This is a genomic window from Brevibacterium sp. CSND-B09 (genome assembly GCF_052906525.1).
On record NZ_JBREGI010000001.1, the window covers coordinates 125659 to 144510 of the forward strand.

An 18852-nucleotide genomic window follows, 5' to 3' on the forward strand; every position below is an offset into this window, starting at 1 on the left:
CGCCGGTCAGTCGCCGGCTGCCGATGCCGCGAGGGCATCCGCCCCACCGACGATCTCGGTGAGTTCCTGGGTGATTTCCGCCTGGCGAGCCGTATTGGCCAACCGGGTGTAGGTCTTGATGAGATCATCCGCGTTGTCCGTGGCTGTCTTCATCGCCGCCTGTCGCGAGGCCTGCTCGGATGCTGCTGCGCTGAGCAGCGCCGACAGAATCCGCGAATCGATGTATCGCGGCAACAGTGCGTCGAGCACAGCCTCCGCACTCGGTTCGAACTCATAGAGCGGGAACGCGGGTGCATCGGACGATTCCCCAGACTGTCCGCCGGTCGATGCCTCTTCGGCGTCGACGACCTCCAGCGGAAGCAGTCGCCGGTATTCCGGGTCATGCGTGACGCTGGAGACGAAACGGGTGAAGACGATGTAGATCTCGTCGATCCCTGAGTCAGCCGACTCCGGGTCGAAGTTCTCCAACAGCGCCTCGCCGATCTCACGTGCGTGTTCGGCCAGCGGGTTCTCGGAGATGCCTGTCCAGGACTTCTCGATCTTGCGATCGCGGAAGGTGTAGTAGTTCTTGGCCTTGCTGCCGATCGTGAACAGGTCGACGCTCTTGCCCTCGTTGCGCAGCAGCCGAATGAGTTCCTCGGCTTCGCGCAGCAGGTTCGCCGAATAGGCGCCGGCGAATCCGCGGTCGGGTCCGATCACGAGGACGGCAGCGTGCTTGACGTTGTCCGACTCCGTGGTGAGAACGTGGTCGACGTTCGACTCGCTGGCCACTGCCGACACGGCCCGGGTCAGGGCGTTCGCGTACGGGCTTGCGGCCTGCGAGCGGGCAATGGCCTTCTGGATCCGCGAAGCAGCGATGAGCTCCATCGCCTTGAAGATCTTCCTCAAGGACTGAGTCGAGCGGATCTTCTGTTTGAAGACCCTCTGCTGGGCTCCCATCAGTTCTTCCTTTCGCCGTTACGGAACAGGTTCAACGCTTCTGCCGAACGATCTGCTCCTGCTCGACCTCGTCGGAGGACGCGGCTGCGGTGTCTTCGCTGCCGGCCTTCGAACCGCTCTGGTCCGAGCTGGCGAAGTTCTGGGTGAACTCGGCCAGGACGCTCTTCAGCTCTTCGGTCGTGTCGTCGTCGAGCTTCAGGGTCTCACGGATGGTCGTGAAGATACCGGTCTTGCGCTCGATGTGATCGTGCAGTTCGGACTCGAAGCGGAGCACGTCGTCGACAGGGATCTCGTCGAGGTAGCCGTTGGTTCCGGCGAAGATCGACACGGTCTGCTTCTCGAACGGCATCGGAGCGTACTGACCCTGCTTGAGCAGCTCGGTCAGTCGCGCACCCCGGGCCAGATCGCGCTTGGTCGCGTCGTCAAGATCGGATGCGAACATCGCGAAGGCCTCGAGCGAACGGTACTGAGCGAGCGAGATCTTCAGCGTGCCCGAGACTCCCTTGAGAGCCTTCGTCTGAGCGGCACCACCGACTCGAGACACGGACACACCGACGTCGACAGCGGGACGCTGGCCGGCGTTGAACAGATCGGACTGCAGGAAGATCTGACCGTCGGTGATCGAGATGACGTTGGTCGGAATGAACGCACCGACGTCGTTGGCCTTCGTCTCGATGATCGGAAGACCGGTCATCGAACCGCCGCCGAGCTCATCGGAGAGCTTCGCGCAGCGTTCCAGCAGACGCGAGTGCAGGTAGAAGACGTCGCCGGGGTAGGCTTCACGGCCCGGCGGACGACGCAGCAGCAGGGACACGGCGCGGTAGGCCTCAGCCTGCTTCGACAGGTCATCGAACACGATGAGGACGTGCTTGCCGTCGTACATCCAGTGCTGACCGATTGCGGAACCGGAGTATGGAGCCAGGTACTTGAAGCCTGCTGGGTCAGACGCGGGAGAGGACACGATGGTCGTGTACTCGAGCGCACCGGCCTCTTCCAGCGAACGGCGGACGCCGGCGATGGTCGAACCCTTCTGGCCGACGGCCACGTAGATGCAGCGGACCTGCTTCTTCGGGTCTCCGGTCTCCCAGTTGGCCTTCTGGTTGATGATCGTGTCGATCGCCAGAGCGGTCTTACCGGTCTTGCGGTCACCGATGACCAGCTGACGCTGACCACGGCCGACGGGGATCATCGCGTCGATGCTCTTGTAACCGGTCTGGAGCGGCTCACGCACTTCCTGGCGGTCCATGACGCCGGCGGCCTGAAGCTCGAGCTCACGGCGGCCGACGGTCTCGATGTCGCCGAGTCCGTCGACGGGACGACCCAGCGGATCGACGACACGGCCGAGGTACCCGTCGCCGACCGGAATCGAGAGGACCTCTCCGGTACGGTACACGTTCTGCTCTTCGGCGATTCCGGAGAACTCACCGAGGATGACGACGCCGATCTCGCGTTCGTCGAGGTTCTGTGCCAGGCCCAGTGTGCCGTCTTCGAACCGCAGGAGTTCGTTGGCCATGGTGCCGGGCAGGCCCGAAACGTGAGCGATACCGTCACCAGCGGTGACGACCTTGCCGACCTCGGTCTTTTCCGAGCTCTCCGGGTTGTACGAGTCAACGAACTTCCCGAGAGCGTCCCGGATCTCTTCCGGGCGAATTGTCAGTTCCGCCATCTGGTTTCCCTGCTTCCTTTACTCAAATCTTGCGTCCGACGACCGGTGGGCCGCCGATGCCGGAGAAGCCGGCCACTAGTGTCAACCTGCGAGCTTGCGCTGCACATCGGCCAGTCGATCGGCCACGGTCGAGTTCATCATCTCGTCGCCGACCTGCACCCGGACTCCCCCGAGAACATCGGGGTCGACCTGGACATTGAGGACGAGTTCGCGACCATAGCTGGCCGACAATGCCGCCTGCAGCCTTTCGGTCTGCGACTCGCTCAGAGGTCTGGCGACGGTGACGTCCGCAACCGACCGCTGCTGGCGGGCGGCGAGGATATCGCTGTACTGGTCGAGCGCCTTCGCCACGCGGAGTCCGCGCGGGTGCAGAGCTGCCTGTTGGACCAGCTTGATGGTGTCTGGCTGTGCCTTGCCGGTGAGCAGGTCCGAGACGAGAGCGCGCTTGCTCTCATCGGTGGCCTGCGAATCAAGCGCGCGGGACAGCTCGTGGTTGGATTCAAGCAGACGCGCGAAGCGGAAGATCTCCTCTTCGACCTGTCCCAGCTTCCCGTCGGCCTGTGCGGCAGCGGCGATCGCTGTCACACCGGCGACTTCGACGCTGGTGACGAGGTCCTGGGTCCGCGCCCAACGATGACCGACGGCCTTGTCGCTGATACGCAGAACCGCATCCGTGATCCGAGTCGAGAACAGAGTCCGCAGCAGCTGCTGCTTCCTCTCGGCCGACTCGGAGGAGTCTGCCAGAGCCTTGCGCAGTCCGACATTCTCGGCGAGGACGCCGACGAGTGCCAGAGTCTCCTCACCGATCTGTCGGGGGTCTCCCCCGGAGATCTCGGAATTCGCGGTCTCGAGGACGGCCTGCAGGGACAATCTGCTCGACTGGAGCATCACGCCCCCTTGACCGGCTGCGCGGACGAGTTGGACTCGAGATCGGAGATGAAGCGATCAACCACATTGGCCGAACGCTGGTCATCGGTGAGTGACTCACCCACGATGCGCGATGCCAAGTCCGTGGCAAGAGTGCCGACCTCGGAACGCAGCTGCACCATGGCGGACTGACGTTCGGCGTCGATCTGGGTCTGTGCCTGAGCGATGATGCGATCAGCCTCGGAGTGAGCCTGGGCCTTCATGTCGGCGATGATCTGGGCGCCTTCTTCCTGAGCCTCGGCGCGCAGTCGTGCAGCTTCGGCACGACCGTCGGCGAGCTGCTTCTGATACTCGGCCAGAGCCTGATCGGCTTCGGCCTGCACCTTCTCGGCCTTCTCAATTCCACCCTGGATGCGCTCAGCGCGCTCGTCGAGGGTCTTGTTGAAGGCGGGAAGGACGTACTTCCAGACAACCAGGAAGACGATCAGCAGACAGACGGCACTCCAGACGATGTCGTACAGCGCCGGGAGAAGCGGGTTCTCCGCGGAGGCGACGATGTTTACCGGAGTCATCTTTCAGTCCTCTTCGAGATCAGGGCAGGAAGAACGGGGTGGCGATACCGATGAGGGCCAGGGCCTCGATCAGAGCGATACCGAGGAACATGTTTCCGCGCAGGGCGCCGGCCATTTCGGGCTGACGGGCGGTTCCCTCGATGGTCTTGCCGATAACGATTCCGACACCGACACCGGGGCCGATTGCGGCGAGGCCGTAGCCGATGGTGCTGAGGCTACCGGTGATCTCAACTGCAGCGAGCGTATCCATAGGATGCTTTTCCTTTCATATGGCAGCCGGGTGGTTGGCCCGGCTTTGTAACACTAGGGGGTTACAGACTGGGTGCGATCTCAGTGTTCGTCCGAGATCGCGGCATTGATGTACACACAGGACAGAAGAGCGAAGATGTAGGCCTGCAGCACGACGATGAGCATCTCGAGAATGAAGACGAACATGCCGCCGGCGAAGGTGACGATGCCGAAGAACTGGAATCCGTTGGCGGCGTCGAAGAGGAAGAAGCTCGTAGCGGAGAAGCAGAGGACGAGCAGGAGGTGGCCGACCATCATGTTCGCGAAGAGTCGGATCGCCAGAGTGAACGGCTGGGTGACGAACTTCGTGATGAACTCGATCGGGATGAGCAGGATGTGCATCGCCGGCGGGACGCCGGGCAGGATGAGCGAGTCCTTGAGGTAGCGGCCGAGGCCCTTCTCCGCGATGCCGGCCCAGTGGTAGGTCACATAGACCACGAGGGTCAGCACGATCGGCATACCGATGACGCCGGTTCCCGGCATATTGAGGAACGGAATGAGCTTCGTGACGTTCCAGAAGAGGATACCGAAGAAGATCGCCACAATGAGCGGCATGAACTTCTTGGCTTTCTCCTTGCCCATCGAGTCTTCGGCGATGCCGACGGTCACGAATTCCATGGCGAGCTCCATGCTCGACTGGAAGCGGGACGGGATGAGCTTCATGCGCTTGGCCCAGACGGCCAGCAGCACAACGACGGCGACGGTGGCGATGATGCGGATGAGCATCACGCGGTTCATTTCGAACGGTGTGCCCTCAAAGAGGAACGAGGCTGGAAAGAATTCAGCCATCGACGGTGCGTGGAAGCCGCCTTCTGCAGCACTGACTGTTGTGTTCGCGGCGTTGAGTGTTCCCACGTTTTTACTACTCTCCCATGGTCAAGGGCCCTGATGGCCTGGCCTTGGCCCCGCACTGAAGGCGAGGCTTGAGGTTCAGGAGCGACAAAGGGCGAAGATCCGCCCAAGCACCGGGTCTACTCTACCAACTGTAGAGAGTGACCGACAAATTCATCAGGCTTCTCTGTGCAATTTCTGTCAACGATTTTATACGACACGTCATTCGTCTTGCGCCTCGCCCTACGACGCGTCTCAAATGGGAGCGAGGATTGGTCTCCCCGACTAATTCGCCTCCGGATCGACATAGGGAACCCGTCCCTTGACCACGGTGATCGCCTCGACGAGCGAGGAGCCGATGACCGCGACGACGATGGTGAAGAAGGCGACCGTGCCTTCGAGCCAGGTCGCATCCTTGATGCGCCAGATGACGATCATGAAGATGAAGGCCTTGAAGAGGAACCCGACGCCGAGGAAGCCGGCGATCGCGGTCAGTCCCATGTTCCGTCCGACGTACATGACGACGAGGGTGATGATGATGAAGACCGCAGCCAGTCCCCCGCCGACGGCCCCACCGACGAGTCCAGTCATCCCCGAGACCAGCCAGCCGATGCCCATGCCGAGGGCCGCGACGACAAGGACGAGGATGATGCCCCGGATGAGCAGCGTCCTCCAGACGCGGGTCCAAGCTGCTTCGACTTCAGTCTCTCGGCGCGGTATCGGATCGGTCACGAGATTTCCTCTCTGGCTTTCTGACGCATGCGAAGGGGATAGAAGGTGAAGATCAGGGTGATGGCAGCGAGGCCGCCGATGACGCAGGCCGAGAACAGCCAGCCCTTGAACAGGAGCAGCACCGATCCGAAGGCGATGAGCGCCGTCCAGGTATAGAGGATGAGCACCGCACGCGCGTGGGAATGTCCCAGACGCAGCATCCGGTGGTGGAGGTGTTTGGCATCGGCGGAGAACGGAGACTGTCCGGCACGCAGCCTGCGCACCACGGCCAGTCCGAGGTCGAGCAGCGGCAGGAACATCACGGCCACAGGCAGGATGATCGGCATGAATGTGGCGAACGCTCGCTCTTGGCCGATCAGCGCCGGGTCGACCTGGCCGGTGACCCTGATCGTCGAGGCGGCGAGCAGCAGGCCGATGAGCATCGACCCGGAGTCGCCCATGAAGATCCTCGCCGGATTGAAATTGTGCGGGAGGAAACCGAGGCAGGCGCCGACGAGGATCGCGATGATGAGCGAGGCGAGGTTCGCATACGACTCCGGTGAAGCGTCACGAGCGAGCCAGTAGGAGTAGATGAAGAAGGCGCTACCGCCGATGGCGACGACGCCCGCGGCGAGACCGTCGAGTCCGTCGACGAAGTTCACCGCGTTGATCGTCACGAGGACGACGAGGACCGTGACGATGATCGACATCCGCGGGGAGCCGATGATGACTCCGCCGAAGGGAATCGACAGCAGCGCCACTCCCTTGATCGCCATGAAGCCTGCGGCGAGAGCCTGACCGGCGAGCTTCGCCATCCAGTGGAGGTCCCAGATGTCGTCGATGACTCCGAGCAGACACAGCAGGCCGGCGGCTCCGGCGATTCCGATGATCGGGCCCAATTCGACGAAGATCCGATTGAGGAAGGGCATCTGGGAGGCGAAGATGAGGCCTGCCAGAAGCCCGCCGAACATCGCGACTCCGCCCAGCCTCGGCGTCGGAATGGAATGGACGTCGCGGTCACGCAGCGGTGAGAAGATCTTTCCTCGTTCGGCCACCCGCTTGACCATTGGAGTCAGCAGGTACGCCACGAGGGCGGAGACGACGAGGATGAAGAGGTAGGCGCGCACTCAGCCGTCCAGGTCGATGAGTTCGGGGACGATTTCGCGCAGGTCCTCGGCGGTGATCGGACCGCGGCGCAGGATGCGGGGCACGTCGCCGCTGAGGTCGATGATCGTCGAGGACAGCCCCGACTCCCGCACTCCCCCGTCGACGTAGATGTCGACATCGTCGCCGAGCATCTCCTGCGCTTCGTCGGCGGTCCTGGCGGCGGGCTGTCCGGAGATGTTCGCACTCGACACGGCCAGAGGCCCGGTGCGGCCGAGCAGGGCCAGCGCCGACTCGTCGTCGGGCATGCGCACGGCCACGGTTCCGTGGGTATCGCCGAGGTCCCAGTCGAGGGAGGGCTGAGCGTTCGCGATGATCGTCAGCGGTCCGGGCCAGAATTTCGCGGTCAGTGCCAGCACGGTCTCATCGACCCCGTCGACGAGCCCGAAAATGGTCTCCGCGCGTGGGACGAGAACCGGAGGCGGCATGTCCCGTCCCCGGCCCTTGGCCGCGAGCAGAGCCGCAACGGCCGATGCGCTGAAGGCATCGGCGGCGATCCCGTAGACCGTATCGGTGGGGATGACGAGCAGGTTGCCTGTGTCGACGACTCGCGCGCACTCGTCGAAGACGAGTTCACGGATCTCTTCTTGGCTGACGTCGAATCGTCTCGACACGAGTTCTCCGTTTCGAATGTTCGGGTTGTGGTTTCGGTACTGGGCAGTACGCGGCGGGAATTCGTCTCCGAGATCCCCTACGCCTCACGGCGCGCCACTGTATAGCGGTCGCGTCCAGTGTAGTCCTGGAATGTGGCGGCATGTCTCAGACTGGCCGTGGCCTCCAGGAGTTCCCGTGCCCCTTCGCCCTGTTCCTCGCTGTGTTCCATGAGAAAGAGTCCGCCTGATCTCAGCAGCTGCTCGGCTTGACTGATGATGAGTCCCGGAATCTCCAAACCCGAATCCCCGCCGTAGAGCGCGGCCGCGGGATCGTGTTCGGCGACCTCCGGGTCCCGCGGCACGGCGGAATCGGGGACATAGGGCGGGTTCGTCACCACGATGTCGGCACGCCCGCACAGATCCGGCCGAGCCTTCGTGATCGTCGTCGCATCACCGGAGATGAACTCGACCGTCGACTCGCCGAGGCGGCACTGCTCGAGGTTCTTCAGTGACCATTCCAGGGCCGCGGATTCGCGTTCGACGCCGAAGACGTCGACGCAGTCGAATTCGGTGGCAACGGAGAGGGAGATCGCTCCCGAACCGGAGCACAGGTCGATGACGAAGGGACGCCGAGCCTTGTCGTTCTCCGTCGTCGAGTCAGTTTCGGCGAGTTCGGACAGTTCGCTCAGAACGGCTCCGGCGAGCAGCTCCGTCTCCGGTCGGGGCACGAAGACTCCGGGGCCCACCTGCAGCTGCAGATGCCGGAAGTGGGCGATGCCGGTGAGATGCTGCAGCGGTGTCCGCCGCCGCCGCTGGTCACAGAGTTCGGCGAATCGAGTGCTCACCGACTCCGGCACGGGTTCGTCGAAGAGACGGCGGCGGCTCAGCGATGCCCTGTCGATCGACCATGCGTGGGCGAGCAGTTCGAGCGCATCGGCTTCGGGACTCGCTATGCCTGCTTCGGTGAGGAGCGTGGTCGCCCCGCGAAGGAGGTCGGAGACGAGAGTCGGCCTGACAGTGTCCAGGTCAGTCCCCCAGTGCGTCGAGGCGTGCGGCCTTGTCGGCGTCGCGGCAGGATCCGATGACCGGATCGAGGTCGCCGGCGAGCACCTGATCGAGATTGTAGGCCTTGTATCCGGTGCGGTGATCGGTGATCCGGTTCTCCGGAAAATTGTAGGTGCGGATGCGTTCCGAGCGATCGACGGTGCGCACCTGCGAACGACGGATGTCTGCGGCTTCCGCTGCGGCCTCTTCGGCCTGCTTGGCCAAGATCCGAGCACGGAGCATGCGCATCGCTGCGTCTTTGTTCTGCAGCTGGGACTTCTCGTTCTGGCAGCTCGCTGTGATTCCGGTCGGCAGGTGCGTGATGCGCACAGCGGAGTCCGTGGTGTTCACGGACTGGCCGCCGGGTCCGGACGAGCGGTAGACGTCGATGCGCAGATCGTGTTCGTCCAGCTGGATCTCTTCGGGTTCATCGACTTCGGGGAAGACGAGCACACCGGCTGCGGAGGTGTGGATGCGTCCCTGCGATTCGGTGACCGGCACCCTTTGGACACGGTGCACTCCGCCTTCGAACTTCACCCAGCCGTAGGCGCCGTCGTTCTTCGCCTTGACGGCCATGGTGACGTCCTTGTATCCGCCGAGATCCGAATGCGTGGCGTCGAGGATCTGGCTCGACCAGCCGCGCGAGTCGATCCACCGCTGGTACATCCGCAGCAGGTCACCGGCGAACAGTGCGGATTCGTCGCCGCCTTCGCCGGCTTTGATCTCGATGATGGCGTCTCGGGAGTCATCCGGGTCGCTGGGTACCAGGAGATCTTTGAGCTCACCCTCGGCCGTCTCCATCTCTGCGGACAGACGCTTGGCCTCCGCAGCGAAGTCGGCGTCGTCCTCGGCCAGCTCCACGGCGGCTGCGTGGTCGGCTTCGAGTTGGGCGAAGTGCCGGGCGGCCGCGGCGACCTTGTCGAGTTCCGCGTACCGCCTGGTCAGCTTCTTGGCCCGGCCGGCGTCAGCGTGGACCGCGGGGTCGGAGAGTTCCTCCTGCACCCGGGCGTGCTCATCGAGCAGTGCGCTGACGCTGGCCGTGAGGGTGTCGTCGACCATCTCAGCTGTTGTCGGTCGACGACTTCGGCAGCGGGGTCGTCTTCTGCACCTGCATGAGGAACTCGACGTTCGAGCCGGTCTCCTTGAGCTTCGACATGAGCAGTTCGACAGCCTGCTGCTGCTCGAGGCCCGAGAGCAGTCGGCGCAGCTGCCACATGACCTTCGTCTCTTCCTTGGTCATGAGCATCTCTTCGCGGCGAGTGCTCGAGGAGTTGACGTCGATGGCCGGGAAGATGCGCTTGTCGGCAAGCTGACGGCTCAGACGCAGCTCCATGTTGCCGGTGCCCTTGAACTCTTCGAAGATGACTTCGTCCATCTTTGAGCCGGTCTCGACGAGAGCCGTGGCGAGGATGGTCAGCGAGCCGCCGCCTTCGATGTTGCGTGCAGCACCGAAGAACTTCTTCGGCGGGTAGAGCGCATTGGCGTCGACACCGCCGGAGAGGATCCGACCGGATGCCGGCTGGGCGATGTTGTAGGCACGTCCCAGGCGCGTGATGTTGTCGAGCAGCACGACGACATCGGAACCCATCTCGACGAGGCGCTTGGCGCGTTCGATGGCGAGTTCGGCGATCGTGGTGTGGTCGTCGGCCGGACGGTCGAAGGTCGAGGCGATGACTTCGCCCTTGACCGCACGCTGCATGTCCGTGACTTCCTCGGGACGTTCGTCGACGAGGACGACCATGAGGTGCGCTTCGGGGTTGTTCTCCGTGATCGCGTTGGCGATCTGCTGCATGATCGTCGTCTTGCCGGCCTTCGGAGGCGCGACGATGAGTCCGCGCTGGCCCTTGCCGATGGGGGTGATGAGATCGATGAGACGGGTCGAGTGCAGCTTCGAGGTGGTCTCGAGGCGCAGACGATCCTGGGGGTAGAGCGGAGTCAGCTTCGAGAACTCGACACGGCTGCGGGCATCGTCGACGGTGAGTCCGTTGACGGAATCGAGGCGGACGAGGGCATCGAACTTCTCGCGCTTGTTGTTCCGCTGTTCGTTCTCACGCGGCTGACGGATCGCGCCGGCGACGGCGTCGCCCTTGCGCAGACCGTTCTTGCGCACCATGGATGCCGAAAGGTAGACGTCGTTCGGCCCCGGCAGGTAGCCGGAGGTGCGGAGGAAGGCGTAGTTGTCGTGGACGTCGAGGATGCCGCCGACGGGGATGAGCACATCGTCGTTGCGGATGTCCGGCTCGTCGTTGCCGCGACCGCGGCGCTTGCGGTCACGACCCCGTCCGCGGCGGTTGTTGCCGCGATCGTCATCGTCGTTGCTGCGGTTGCGACGATCGTTGCGGTCGTTGTTGCCGCCCCGGTCGTTGCGGTGGCTGCGATCGTTGCCGCCGTCCCGGTCATTGTTGCCCCGGCCGTTGCCGCCGCGGTTGTCGTCGGAGCGGTCGTTGTTCCGGCTGCGACGGTCGTTGTCGCGCCCTCCGCGATGGTCACGGTCGGAGCGGTCCTGGTCGCCGGAGCGATCCTGGCCGCCGCGGTCGGCCGATTCCTCACCGTTGCCGTCGCGACCCTCGGTCTGGGACTCGGAGCCGCGGGAGCGAGAACGGCTGCGGCGAGAGCGCTGACGATCCTGATCGCCGCTGTTCTCCTCGGAGGCTGCTCCCCCGGACTGGTCCGCACCGGACTCGTTCGCCGTCGAAGACGACGAGGACTCGGTGTTCGGTTCGATGATGAGCGCCGGAGCGTCCTCGGACGCGGAAGCGGCAGAGCGACGCGAAGAGCGACGGTTCGTCGACTCCTGCTTCTTCTCGTCCTGCTTCTCCGCCGGCTTCTCAGCCTTGGCGGCCGCTTCCGCGGCGGGCTTCTTCTCGGTGGGGGCAGATTTCTTCTCAGCAGATCCGCCCGAGTGGCTGTTGATGGCGTCGATCAGTTCGCTCTTGCGAAGGCGACGGTAACCCTTGATTCCCAGCCCGGCAGCCATTTCCTGGAGCTGAGGCAGCCGCAGCGCTGTGAGGCTGCCTGTGCGCGGGGTGGAATCCTGAGTGGTGGTTTCAGACACGAAGGTCCTTCTCCCTCTTTCGGCCGTGCGGCATGTGCCGTTTGCTCACGGCGACGGAAACACCATTGACGGTGCGTTGTGAAAGAAAACCTGCTAAAGAATGAGCAGGAGATGTTCCAGAATGTATGACATCGGCGACGGACCTGTGAAGAACAGCGGGAAGCCGTGCCCTGTCGGAACACCCACAGTCTACTTGTTCGGAGACGATCTGGCGAATCGTTTCCTCAGATTTCTCGGCTCACCCGGTAACCACCGAGGTCAATCGCGGTGCGCTGAGCGACGAAGCCTTCCGGCACGAGGGCGTCGGGAACCGCCTCGGCGAGGACGAGCACCGTCGGTCCGGCGCCGGAGACGACGGCCGGGAGACCTTCGGCGCGCAATGCGTCGACCAGAGCCATCGACTCCGGATAGGCGCCGCGGCGGAACTCCTGATGGAGCTGGTCGCGGGTGGCTTCGAAGAGCACCTGGGAGTCATTGCTCATCCCATGGACGAGCAGGCCCGCCCGAGCCGAATTGTCGGCCGCGATCGCGTGATCGATGTCTGCGGGAATGAGTCCACGGGCGACCTCGGTGTCAAGGCGGAACGAGGGCACGAGCACGGTGACCGCCTGGACGGTGCGCACTGGCACCTGCCACGACTTCACAGGCTCCGACAGAGAGACGGTGAGTCCGCCGAAGATCGCGGGGGCGGCGTTGTCCGGATGCCCCTCGACGGCGGTGGCGATCTCGAGGATCCGGTCCCGGCTCAGCTCGACTCCGGTCGACCAGGCTCCGAGCTCCGCTGCGAGGGCGATGCCGGCTACGACGGCCGCGGCCGAGGAGCCCAATCCACGGGAATGAGGGATCCGGTTGTCGCACTCCAGCGACAGACGCGGCCTCAGCTCTGCCGCGACGGCGGGAAACTCCGAGTCGAGCACCTCACCGATGATGCGCATGATCAGGTGCGAGCCGTCCCGGGGCAGCACCTCGGCGCCCTCCCCCGTGACCTCGACGCAGCGGTGAGGATCGACCGCTGCGTCGTGGACGGTGAGGATGAGGGTGTCGACGATGTCGAGGGCCAGCCCGTACGAGTCGTAGCCGGGCCCCAGATTCGCCGAGGTGGCCGGGACCTCGAGTCGGACGCGCACCCTCAGCTGTCCTCGAGTCCCAGGGCGCGTGCGGCGCTGACGGCGTCGACGGAGACCCGCTTGGTCTCGATATCGGACCCGTCGGCGGTGTGCAGGGCCCAGCTGGGGTCCTTGAGTCCGTGACCGGTCACGGTGACCGCGATCGTCGCATCGGCAGGGACCCGACCGGCGTCGGCCATCTTCAGCAGACCCGCCACCGAGGCGGCCGAACCGGGTTCGACGAAGATGCCCTCTTCGCTGGACAGGATCTTATGGGCGGCGAGGATCTCGTCGTCGGTGACCGAATCGATGAGACCGCCCGAGTCGTCACGCGCCGCTTCGGCCTGCGTCCAGCTGGCGGGGTTGCCGATGCGGATGGCGGTCGCCACCGTGTCCGGTTCGTCGACGGGGTGGCCGAGCACCAGCGGTGCGGCACCGGCGGCCTGGAAGCCCCACATCTGAGGCAGCTGCTTGGAGATCCCGTGTTCGCGGTATTCGTTGTAGCCCTTCCAGTACGCCGTGATGTTGCCGGCGTTGCCGACGGGCAGAACATGGATGTCGGGAGCGTCGCCGAGGACGTCGACGACTTCGAAAGCCGCGGTCTTCTGACCTTCGATGCGATCGGGATTGACCGAGTTGACGAGGTGGACCGGGTAGGACTCCGAGAGCTTGCGGCACAGCGTCAGGCAGTCGTCGAAGTTTCCGTCGACTTCGAGCAGGGTCGCTCCGTGGGCGATGGCCTGGCTCATCTTCCCCGGCGCGATCTTGCCGGTGGGCACGAGCACAGCGCAGGTCAGTCCGGCCTTCGTGGCATAGGCGGCGGCAGAGGCCGAGGTATTGCCCGTCGAGGCGCAGATGACGGCTTTGGCACCGTGGGCCACAGCCTTGGTGATCGCCATCGTCATACCGCGGTCTTTGAACGACGCAGTCGGATTGAGGCCTTCGTACTTCACCCACACCTGGGCACCGGTGCGTGCGCTGAGCTTCTCCGCCCTGATCAGCGGGGTCCCGCCCTCACCGAGTGTGACGGCAGGAGTGTCAGCGGAGATGTCGAGGAGGCTGCGGTATTCCTCGACGACGCCCTGCCACTGGTGTCTGGGGTAGTTCATAGTCACTGTCCTTCTACGCGGATCACGGATTTGACGGTGTGGACGACAGGCAGATCGACGAGTCGATCGACCGTCTTCTGCAGAGTCGAGTCGGTGTTCGAGTGGGTGGCCAGCACGAGCTTCGCGTGCTGGACGCCGTTGTCGTCGATGTCCCCGATCGTCTGTCGCATCAGTTCGATGGATGCCCCTTCATCGGCAAAGACCTCGGAGACCGCGGCGAGCACACCGGGACGGTCGACCACGTCGAGGGTGATGTGGTACCTGGTCGTGATCGCCGAGATCGGCAGGATCGGGTAGTCCTCGTGGAAGGGGCGTTCGTACTGTCCGCGTCCGCCGAGCACCTTGCGCCTGGCCACGGACACGAGGTCGCCGAGCACGGCGGATGCGGTCGGTGCTCCACCGGCTCCCTGTCCGTAGAACATCAGCTCGCCGGCGGCTTCGGCCTCGATGAACACGGCGTTGAAGGCACCGCGGACGGATGCCAGTGCGTGTCCTCGGTCGAGAAGCGCCGGATAGACGCGCGCCGAGAGACCGGCCCCTGCCGGTGATGAGGCCACACGTTCGCACACGGCGAGGAGTTTGATGACGAAGCCCTGGTCCCGGGCGGTCGCGACCATCTCGGCGGTGACGCCTTCGATGCCTTCGACGTGGACGTCATCGATCGACACGGGTGCATGGAAGGCCAGCGAGGACAGGATCGCAGCCTTCGCCGCCGCATCGTGTCCGCCGATGTCAGCGGTCGGATCGGCCTCTGCGTATCCGAGCCCTTGGGCGGCAGTGAGGGCCTGGTCGAAATCCCAGCCCTCGGAGTCCATCTGGTCGAGGATGTAGTTCGTCGTGCCGTTGACGATGCCCATGATGCGTTCGATTCGGTCCCCGGCCAGCGAATCGCCGACAGGTCGGATGATCGGGATCGCCCCTGCCACCGCTGCTTCGTGCTCGAGGCGCACACCAGCGTCGTCGGCAGCGGACATGAGCTCGCCGTAGCTGGCGGCCAGCAGAGCCTTGTTCGCGGTCACGACCGATGAACCCTGGCGCAGCGCTGCGGTGATGAGCGAGCGGGCGGGTTCGATTCCGCCCATCAGCTCGACGACGATATCGGCTCCGGCGATGGCCGCCTCGGCGTCGGTCGTCAGCAGCTTCTCGTCGATTCCCGGACGGGCCTTGGAAGCATCGCGGACGACGATTGCGCTCAGCTCCAGCGGAGCGCCGATGCGCTCGGCCAGGCCCTCCGCGCGATTCTGGATTCGGGCGGCGACCTCCGTGCCGACGACTCCGCATCCGAGCATGGCAACCTTCAGTGCCTGCATTTCCTCACCTTTTCCGCTCTCGTCTCTCGCACTCATCAGTTCGACGCCACTCCCCCGGCCATTCCCGGGTCCGTGGCGAACATCTGCGTGTGGTCTTCGGGGGTCACGATCCACTCAACTCTATCGGCCTCGACGGCCAGCACGCCCGGCCGGGGCAGATGGTTGTAGTTGTTGGCCAGCGAGCGGCAGTACGCCCCGGTGGTGGGGACCGCGACGAGATCGCCTGCGGTGACGTCTGCGCCCATGTATTCGTCGCGGACGATGATGTCACCGGATTCGCAGTGCTTGCCGACGACCCGCACGATCGCAGGCTCGGCGTTCGAGTTCCGGTTGGCCAAGGTGCACGAATAGTCCGCGTCGTAGAGTGCCGTGCGGATGTTGTCGCTCATTCCCCCGTTGACAGCGACATATGTGCGAGTGCCGCTGTCCGTGCTCACCTGTTTGACGGTGCCGACCTCGTAGAGAGTGAACACCGCCGGGGAGACGATGGCGCGACCGGGTTCGATGGAGATCCTGGGGACGCTCGTGCCCAGGCCCCGGCATTCCTTGGCCACGACGGCGGCGAGCTCTGCGGCCATCTCCGCGACCGGGATCGGGGTGTCCTGGGAGGTGTAGCGGATGCCGAAGCCGCCGCCGAGGTCGACATCGGGCAGGTCGATGCCGTGTTCGCCCATGATCTCGGCTCGGAAGGCGAGTACGCGGGCGGCGGCGACCTGGAATCCGGAGATGTCGAAGATCTGCGAACCGATGTGGGAGTGGAGACCGTCGAGACGCAGATGTTCGGATTCGGCGACCAGCCGAGCGGCCCGGGCGGCGGTGCCGTCGGCGAGCGAGAGCCCGAACTTCTGGTCTTCGTGAGCCGTGGCGATGAAGTCGTGGGTGTGCGCTTCGACGCCGACCGTGACTCGCAGCATGACCGGGGCGACCGTTCCTCTGGCCGCAGCGATGGATTCCAGACGTGCGACCTCATCGAGGCTGTCGACGAAGATCCTGGCCACGCCGTAGTCGAGTGCGTATTCGAGCTCCGCCGTCGATTTGTTGTTTCCGTGCAGCCCGACGCGGTCGCCGGGGACATCGGCGGCGCGGGCGATCATCATCTCGCCCAGGGAGCAGGTGTCGAGGCCGAGCCCGGCCTCATGCACCCAGCGGGCCACAGCTGTGCACAGGAATGCCTTCCCGGCGTAGAACACATCGGCGCCAGCCAGTCCCTTCTCCACGGAGAAGGCGTTGGAGAATGTGCTCAGGTAGGCCTCGGCACGGCTGCGGAAGTCAGCGACGTCCATGACGAGAGTGGGGGTCCCGTAGCGTTCGGCCAGGTCCGTCACGGAATGACCGGCGATCGTGAGCACTCCGTCGTCGGTCTTCGTGACGTTGTCCGACCACAGACTCGGCAGCAGCGCATTGACGTCATCGGGATAGGGCAGCCACACCGGGGCCGGTGTCGCGTGCAGAGTCCCTGCGATATGTGCGGGCATCAGATCCTCTCCGGGGCCGAAGCGCCCAATTGTCGTAGTCCTGCGGCGAGGACGATGATGACGGCTCTCAGAGCGAAGAGCCGGGAGGCATGGGTGACGGTGATGTCCTCGTCGACCGTCGGAGTGACCGGACAGCGGCGGATCCAGTCCTCGACGGCATCGCCGAGGTCGATAAGAGCGTTGACGAACAGATCGTTCTCGCCGAGGCGGCGCGAGCGTTCCAGCGCTGACGGCAGTCCCGCCACGGCATTGAGCATTCGCGTCTCGCTCGGATCCTCGAGTCTCGCCGCATCGACGGCCTCGGACCGGATTCCCGCCCGGTGCGCCCGCCGCTGCTCACGGCAGGCGGCGGCATGGCCGCGCTGCAGGCTATTCACCGCGACCGGGTCGACGTCACGGTCGTGGTCGCCGGCGACGGGCGCCTGTGCCGATTCCCGGTCCGCAGCGACGAGCAGGGTGCGCAGCGGCGACCCGTCCTGTTCCGCTCCCTCGATCGAATCGGTCTCCCCCGCTGCGGTGATGATGTCGTTGAGCACATGTGCTCGGCCAGCGGGAGTGAGGGTCACGTTGACGAAGCCGGGCCCGGCGATGACGGCATCCGCCACCCCGGTCAGGGCATGCAGTTCGGTGCACAGATGCGCGGCGAGCTCGGTCCGCTGCTCGGGTGCAGCGGCGGCGCGCAGCGCCACGGGCGTCGTCCAGTCACCGAGTTCGGAACGGTTCGGAGCCAGGACGTCGATCTGCATGGCGAACCCCGGTGCGACGAGGCCTGCCTCGGCCGTCGCCAAGGCGCGCGCGAGTGCAGTCTGCAAGTCTTCCGGGGTCACTCGAACAGAGTACTCGGGCCCGGACGGCGAGGACGAATCCGATGTCATCTTCGCTCTCATGACGAGACGGAGGCCCGCCGGGCTTCAGATGGCGCCGGGTCGGCAGGCGGCGTGGCTGACGAAGAATTTGACGGCCACCGAGGCGAGCACCACGACGAATGCCGGCCACATGCTGTCGAAGCTCTGGAGGAGAAAGGCGAAGATCAGCGGGCCGGTGGCCGCGAGGAGATACCCTCCGCCCTGGACGAAGCCGGACAGGGAAGCCGCCGCCTCGGCGTTTCGCGCCCGGAGGGTGATGAGTGTCAGAGCGAGTGGGAACGTGGAGATGCCGATGCCCAGCAACACTGTCCACAGCACGGGAGCCGCTGTCGGCAGCAGCCACAGACCCAGGTACCCCACGGCCAGGCTGAGGCAGAAGCCGACGACGATGGGATAGGCCGATGTCATCTTCTGAGCCAGGGTCGGCAGGACGAATCCGAGGACGAGAGGGATGGCTGTGACCAGCGCGAGCATCGCCCCGCCGAAGGCAGCATCGAACCCGGAGCGGGTGAGCAGACCCGGCAGCCAGGTGAAGAGGATGAAGTTGTTGAACGACGTCAGACCCGTCATCGTCATCAGCGCCCAGGCCCGAGGGCTGCGCAGAAGGCGGGAGAGCTCACTGCCGCCGACGACGGCGACGGCCACCTCGGCGGCGGGTGCGGGCCTGGCCATGCGGATGACGATCCACACGACCGCACCCAGAGCCGCGAAACCGGCCCAGACGAGCAGTGAGCCTCTCCAACCGACACCGGAGGCGAGGGGAACCGCCACGAGCGGCGGAATGAACGTCCCGAACTGGAGGAGCCCGACGTGCACGGTCGACATGAGGGCCACCCTGTCGGGGAAATACGATTTCACCAGGGGCGGGAGGACGACGTTTCCGATGCCCATTCCCAGCAGGGCCAGCACGCTCAGCGCCAGGAACAGCGACGGCGAATCGATGACCGAGCGGACACCCAGTCCGATCATGACCATCACCATGGCGGCCAAGGTCAGGCCGAGTCCGGAGAAGCGGGCATAGAGCCGCGGGGTGATGAAGCCGCTGATGCCGTAGAGCAGCGGCGGCAGCATGCCGATGACGGCCAGGAACACCGCGCTCAGTTCGATCTCTTCGCCCATGGTGTCGAGCAGAGGCGAGAGCCCGGTGACTCCGGGGCGCAGATTGAAGGCAGCGAAGACGATTCCGAGGACGATCAGAATGCGGATGCGCGCGGAGTTCATGAGCTCTTTCCTATCAGACACCGACGTCCGGTTCG

The 18852-nt window shown here is 64.8% G+C and carries 18 protein-coding genes; all 18 read right to left on the minus strand.

Annotated features, from left to right (window positions below; genetic code table 11):
- Window positions 1-6: 6 nt before the first annotated feature.
- Complete coding sequence (locus tag ACU4IU_RS00765) at window positions 7-939, minus strand: F0F1 ATP synthase subunit gamma (protein ID WP_446655665.1); 933 nt, start codon at window positions 937-939, stop codon at window positions 7-9.
- A gap of 31 nt (window positions 940-970) precedes the next feature.
- Window positions 971-2605 (minus strand): F0F1 ATP synthase subunit alpha, encoded by a 1635-nt coding sequence (gene atpA, locus ACU4IU_RS00770; RefSeq protein WP_139907924.1) that lies wholly within the window; start codon window positions 2603-2605, stop codon window positions 971-973.
- Window positions 2606-2686: 81 nt separating this feature from the next.
- Window positions 2687-3493 (minus strand): F0F1 ATP synthase subunit delta, encoded by an 807-nt coding sequence (locus tag ACU4IU_RS00775; RefSeq protein WP_446655666.1) that lies wholly within the window; start codon window positions 3491-3493, stop codon window positions 2687-2689.
- Window positions 3493-4044 (minus strand): F0F1 ATP synthase subunit B, encoded by a 552-nt coding sequence (locus tag ACU4IU_RS00780; RefSeq protein WP_039210678.1) that lies wholly within the window; start codon window positions 4042-4044, stop codon window positions 3493-3495. Before ACU4IU_RS00780 ends, ACU4IU_RS00775 begins: the two co-directional genes overlap by 1 nt.
- Window positions 4045-4063: 19 nt before the next feature.
- The gene (atpE, locus tag ACU4IU_RS00785; RefSeq protein WP_139907920.1) at window positions 4064-4294 is read right to left on the minus strand and encodes a F0F1 ATP synthase subunit C; all 231 of its coding nucleotides are present in this window, start codon (window positions 4292-4294) and stop codon (window positions 4064-4066) included.
- 80 nt (window positions 4295-4374) lie between these two features.
- Window positions 4375-5121, minus strand: coding sequence for a F0F1 ATP synthase subunit A (atpB, locus tag ACU4IU_RS00790; protein WP_446655667.1), 747 nt, complete (start codon window positions 5119-5121; stop codon window positions 4375-4377).
- Between the two features lie 327 nt (window positions 5122-5448).
- On the minus strand, window positions 5449-5895 hold the full coding sequence (locus ACU4IU_RS00795; protein ID WP_446655668.1) for a hypothetical protein: 447 nt from the start codon (window positions 5893-5895) through the stop codon (window positions 5449-5451).
- On the minus strand, window positions 5892-7001 hold the full coding sequence (locus tag ACU4IU_RS00800; RefSeq protein ID WP_139907914.1) for an MraY family glycosyltransferase: 1110 nt from the start codon (window positions 6999-7001) through the stop codon (window positions 5892-5894). The genes ACU4IU_RS00795 and ACU4IU_RS00800 overlap by 4 nt, the downstream gene beginning before the upstream one ends.
- Window positions 7002-7652 (minus strand): L-threonylcarbamoyladenylate synthase, encoded by a 651-nt coding sequence (locus ACU4IU_RS00805; protein ID WP_139466979.1) that lies wholly within the window; start codon window positions 7650-7652, stop codon window positions 7002-7004.
- Between the two features lie 77 nt (window positions 7653-7729).
- Window positions 7730-8656: a peptide chain release factor N(5)-glutamine methyltransferase gene (prmC, locus tag ACU4IU_RS00810; protein ID WP_446657567.1), complete on the minus strand. Its 927-nt coding sequence runs from the start codon at window positions 8654-8656 to the stop codon at window positions 7730-7732.
- A 1-nt stretch (window position 8657) separates the two neighbouring features.
- Entirely contained in the window at window positions 8658-9734 is a 1077-nt protein-coding gene (gene prfA, locus ACU4IU_RS00815) for a peptide chain release factor 1 (protein WP_139466978.1), read from the minus strand.
- A 1-nt stretch (window position 9735) separates the two neighbouring features.
- Window positions 9736-11730: a transcription termination factor Rho gene (gene rho / locus ACU4IU_RS00820; RefSeq protein ID WP_446655669.1), complete on the minus strand. Its 1995-nt coding sequence runs from the start codon at window positions 11728-11730 to the stop codon at window positions 9736-9738.
- A gap of 224 nt (window positions 11731-11954) precedes the next feature.
- Window positions 11955-12857, minus strand: a complete 903-nt coding sequence (gene thrB / locus ACU4IU_RS00825) for a homoserine kinase (protein ID WP_259356727.1) — start codon at window positions 12855-12857, stop codon at window positions 11955-11957.
- A 2-nt stretch (window positions 12858-12859) separates the two neighbouring features.
- Window positions 12860-13945 carry a threonine synthase gene (gene thrC, locus ACU4IU_RS00830; protein WP_139907907.1) on the minus strand — a complete coding sequence of 362 codons (1086 nt, stop codon included), beginning with the start codon at window positions 13943-13945 and terminating at the stop codon, window positions 12860-12862.
- Window positions 13946-13947: 2 nt separating this feature from the next.
- A complete protein-coding gene (locus tag ACU4IU_RS00835) occupies window positions 13948-15255 on the minus strand; it encodes a homoserine dehydrogenase (RefSeq protein WP_446655670.1) in 1308 nt (435 codons plus the stop codon).
- Between the two features lie 35 nt (window positions 15256-15290).
- The gene (gene lysA / locus ACU4IU_RS00840; protein WP_446655671.1) at window positions 15291-16730 is read right to left on the minus strand and encodes a diaminopimelate decarboxylase; all 1440 of its coding nucleotides are present in this window, start codon (window positions 16728-16730) and stop codon (window positions 15291-15293) included.
- A complete protein-coding gene (locus ACU4IU_RS00845) occupies window positions 16730-17557 on the minus strand; it encodes a DALR anticodon-binding domain-containing protein (RefSeq protein ID WP_420095545.1) in 828 nt (275 codons plus the stop codon). Before ACU4IU_RS00845 ends, lysA begins: the two co-directional genes overlap by 1 nt.
- Before the next feature lie 84 nt (window positions 17558-17641).
- On the minus strand, window positions 17642-18817 hold the full coding sequence (locus ACU4IU_RS00850) for an MFS transporter (RefSeq protein WP_446655672.1): 1176 nt from the start codon (window positions 18815-18817) through the stop codon (window positions 17642-17644).
- Window positions 18818-18852: the final 35 nt, after the last annotated feature.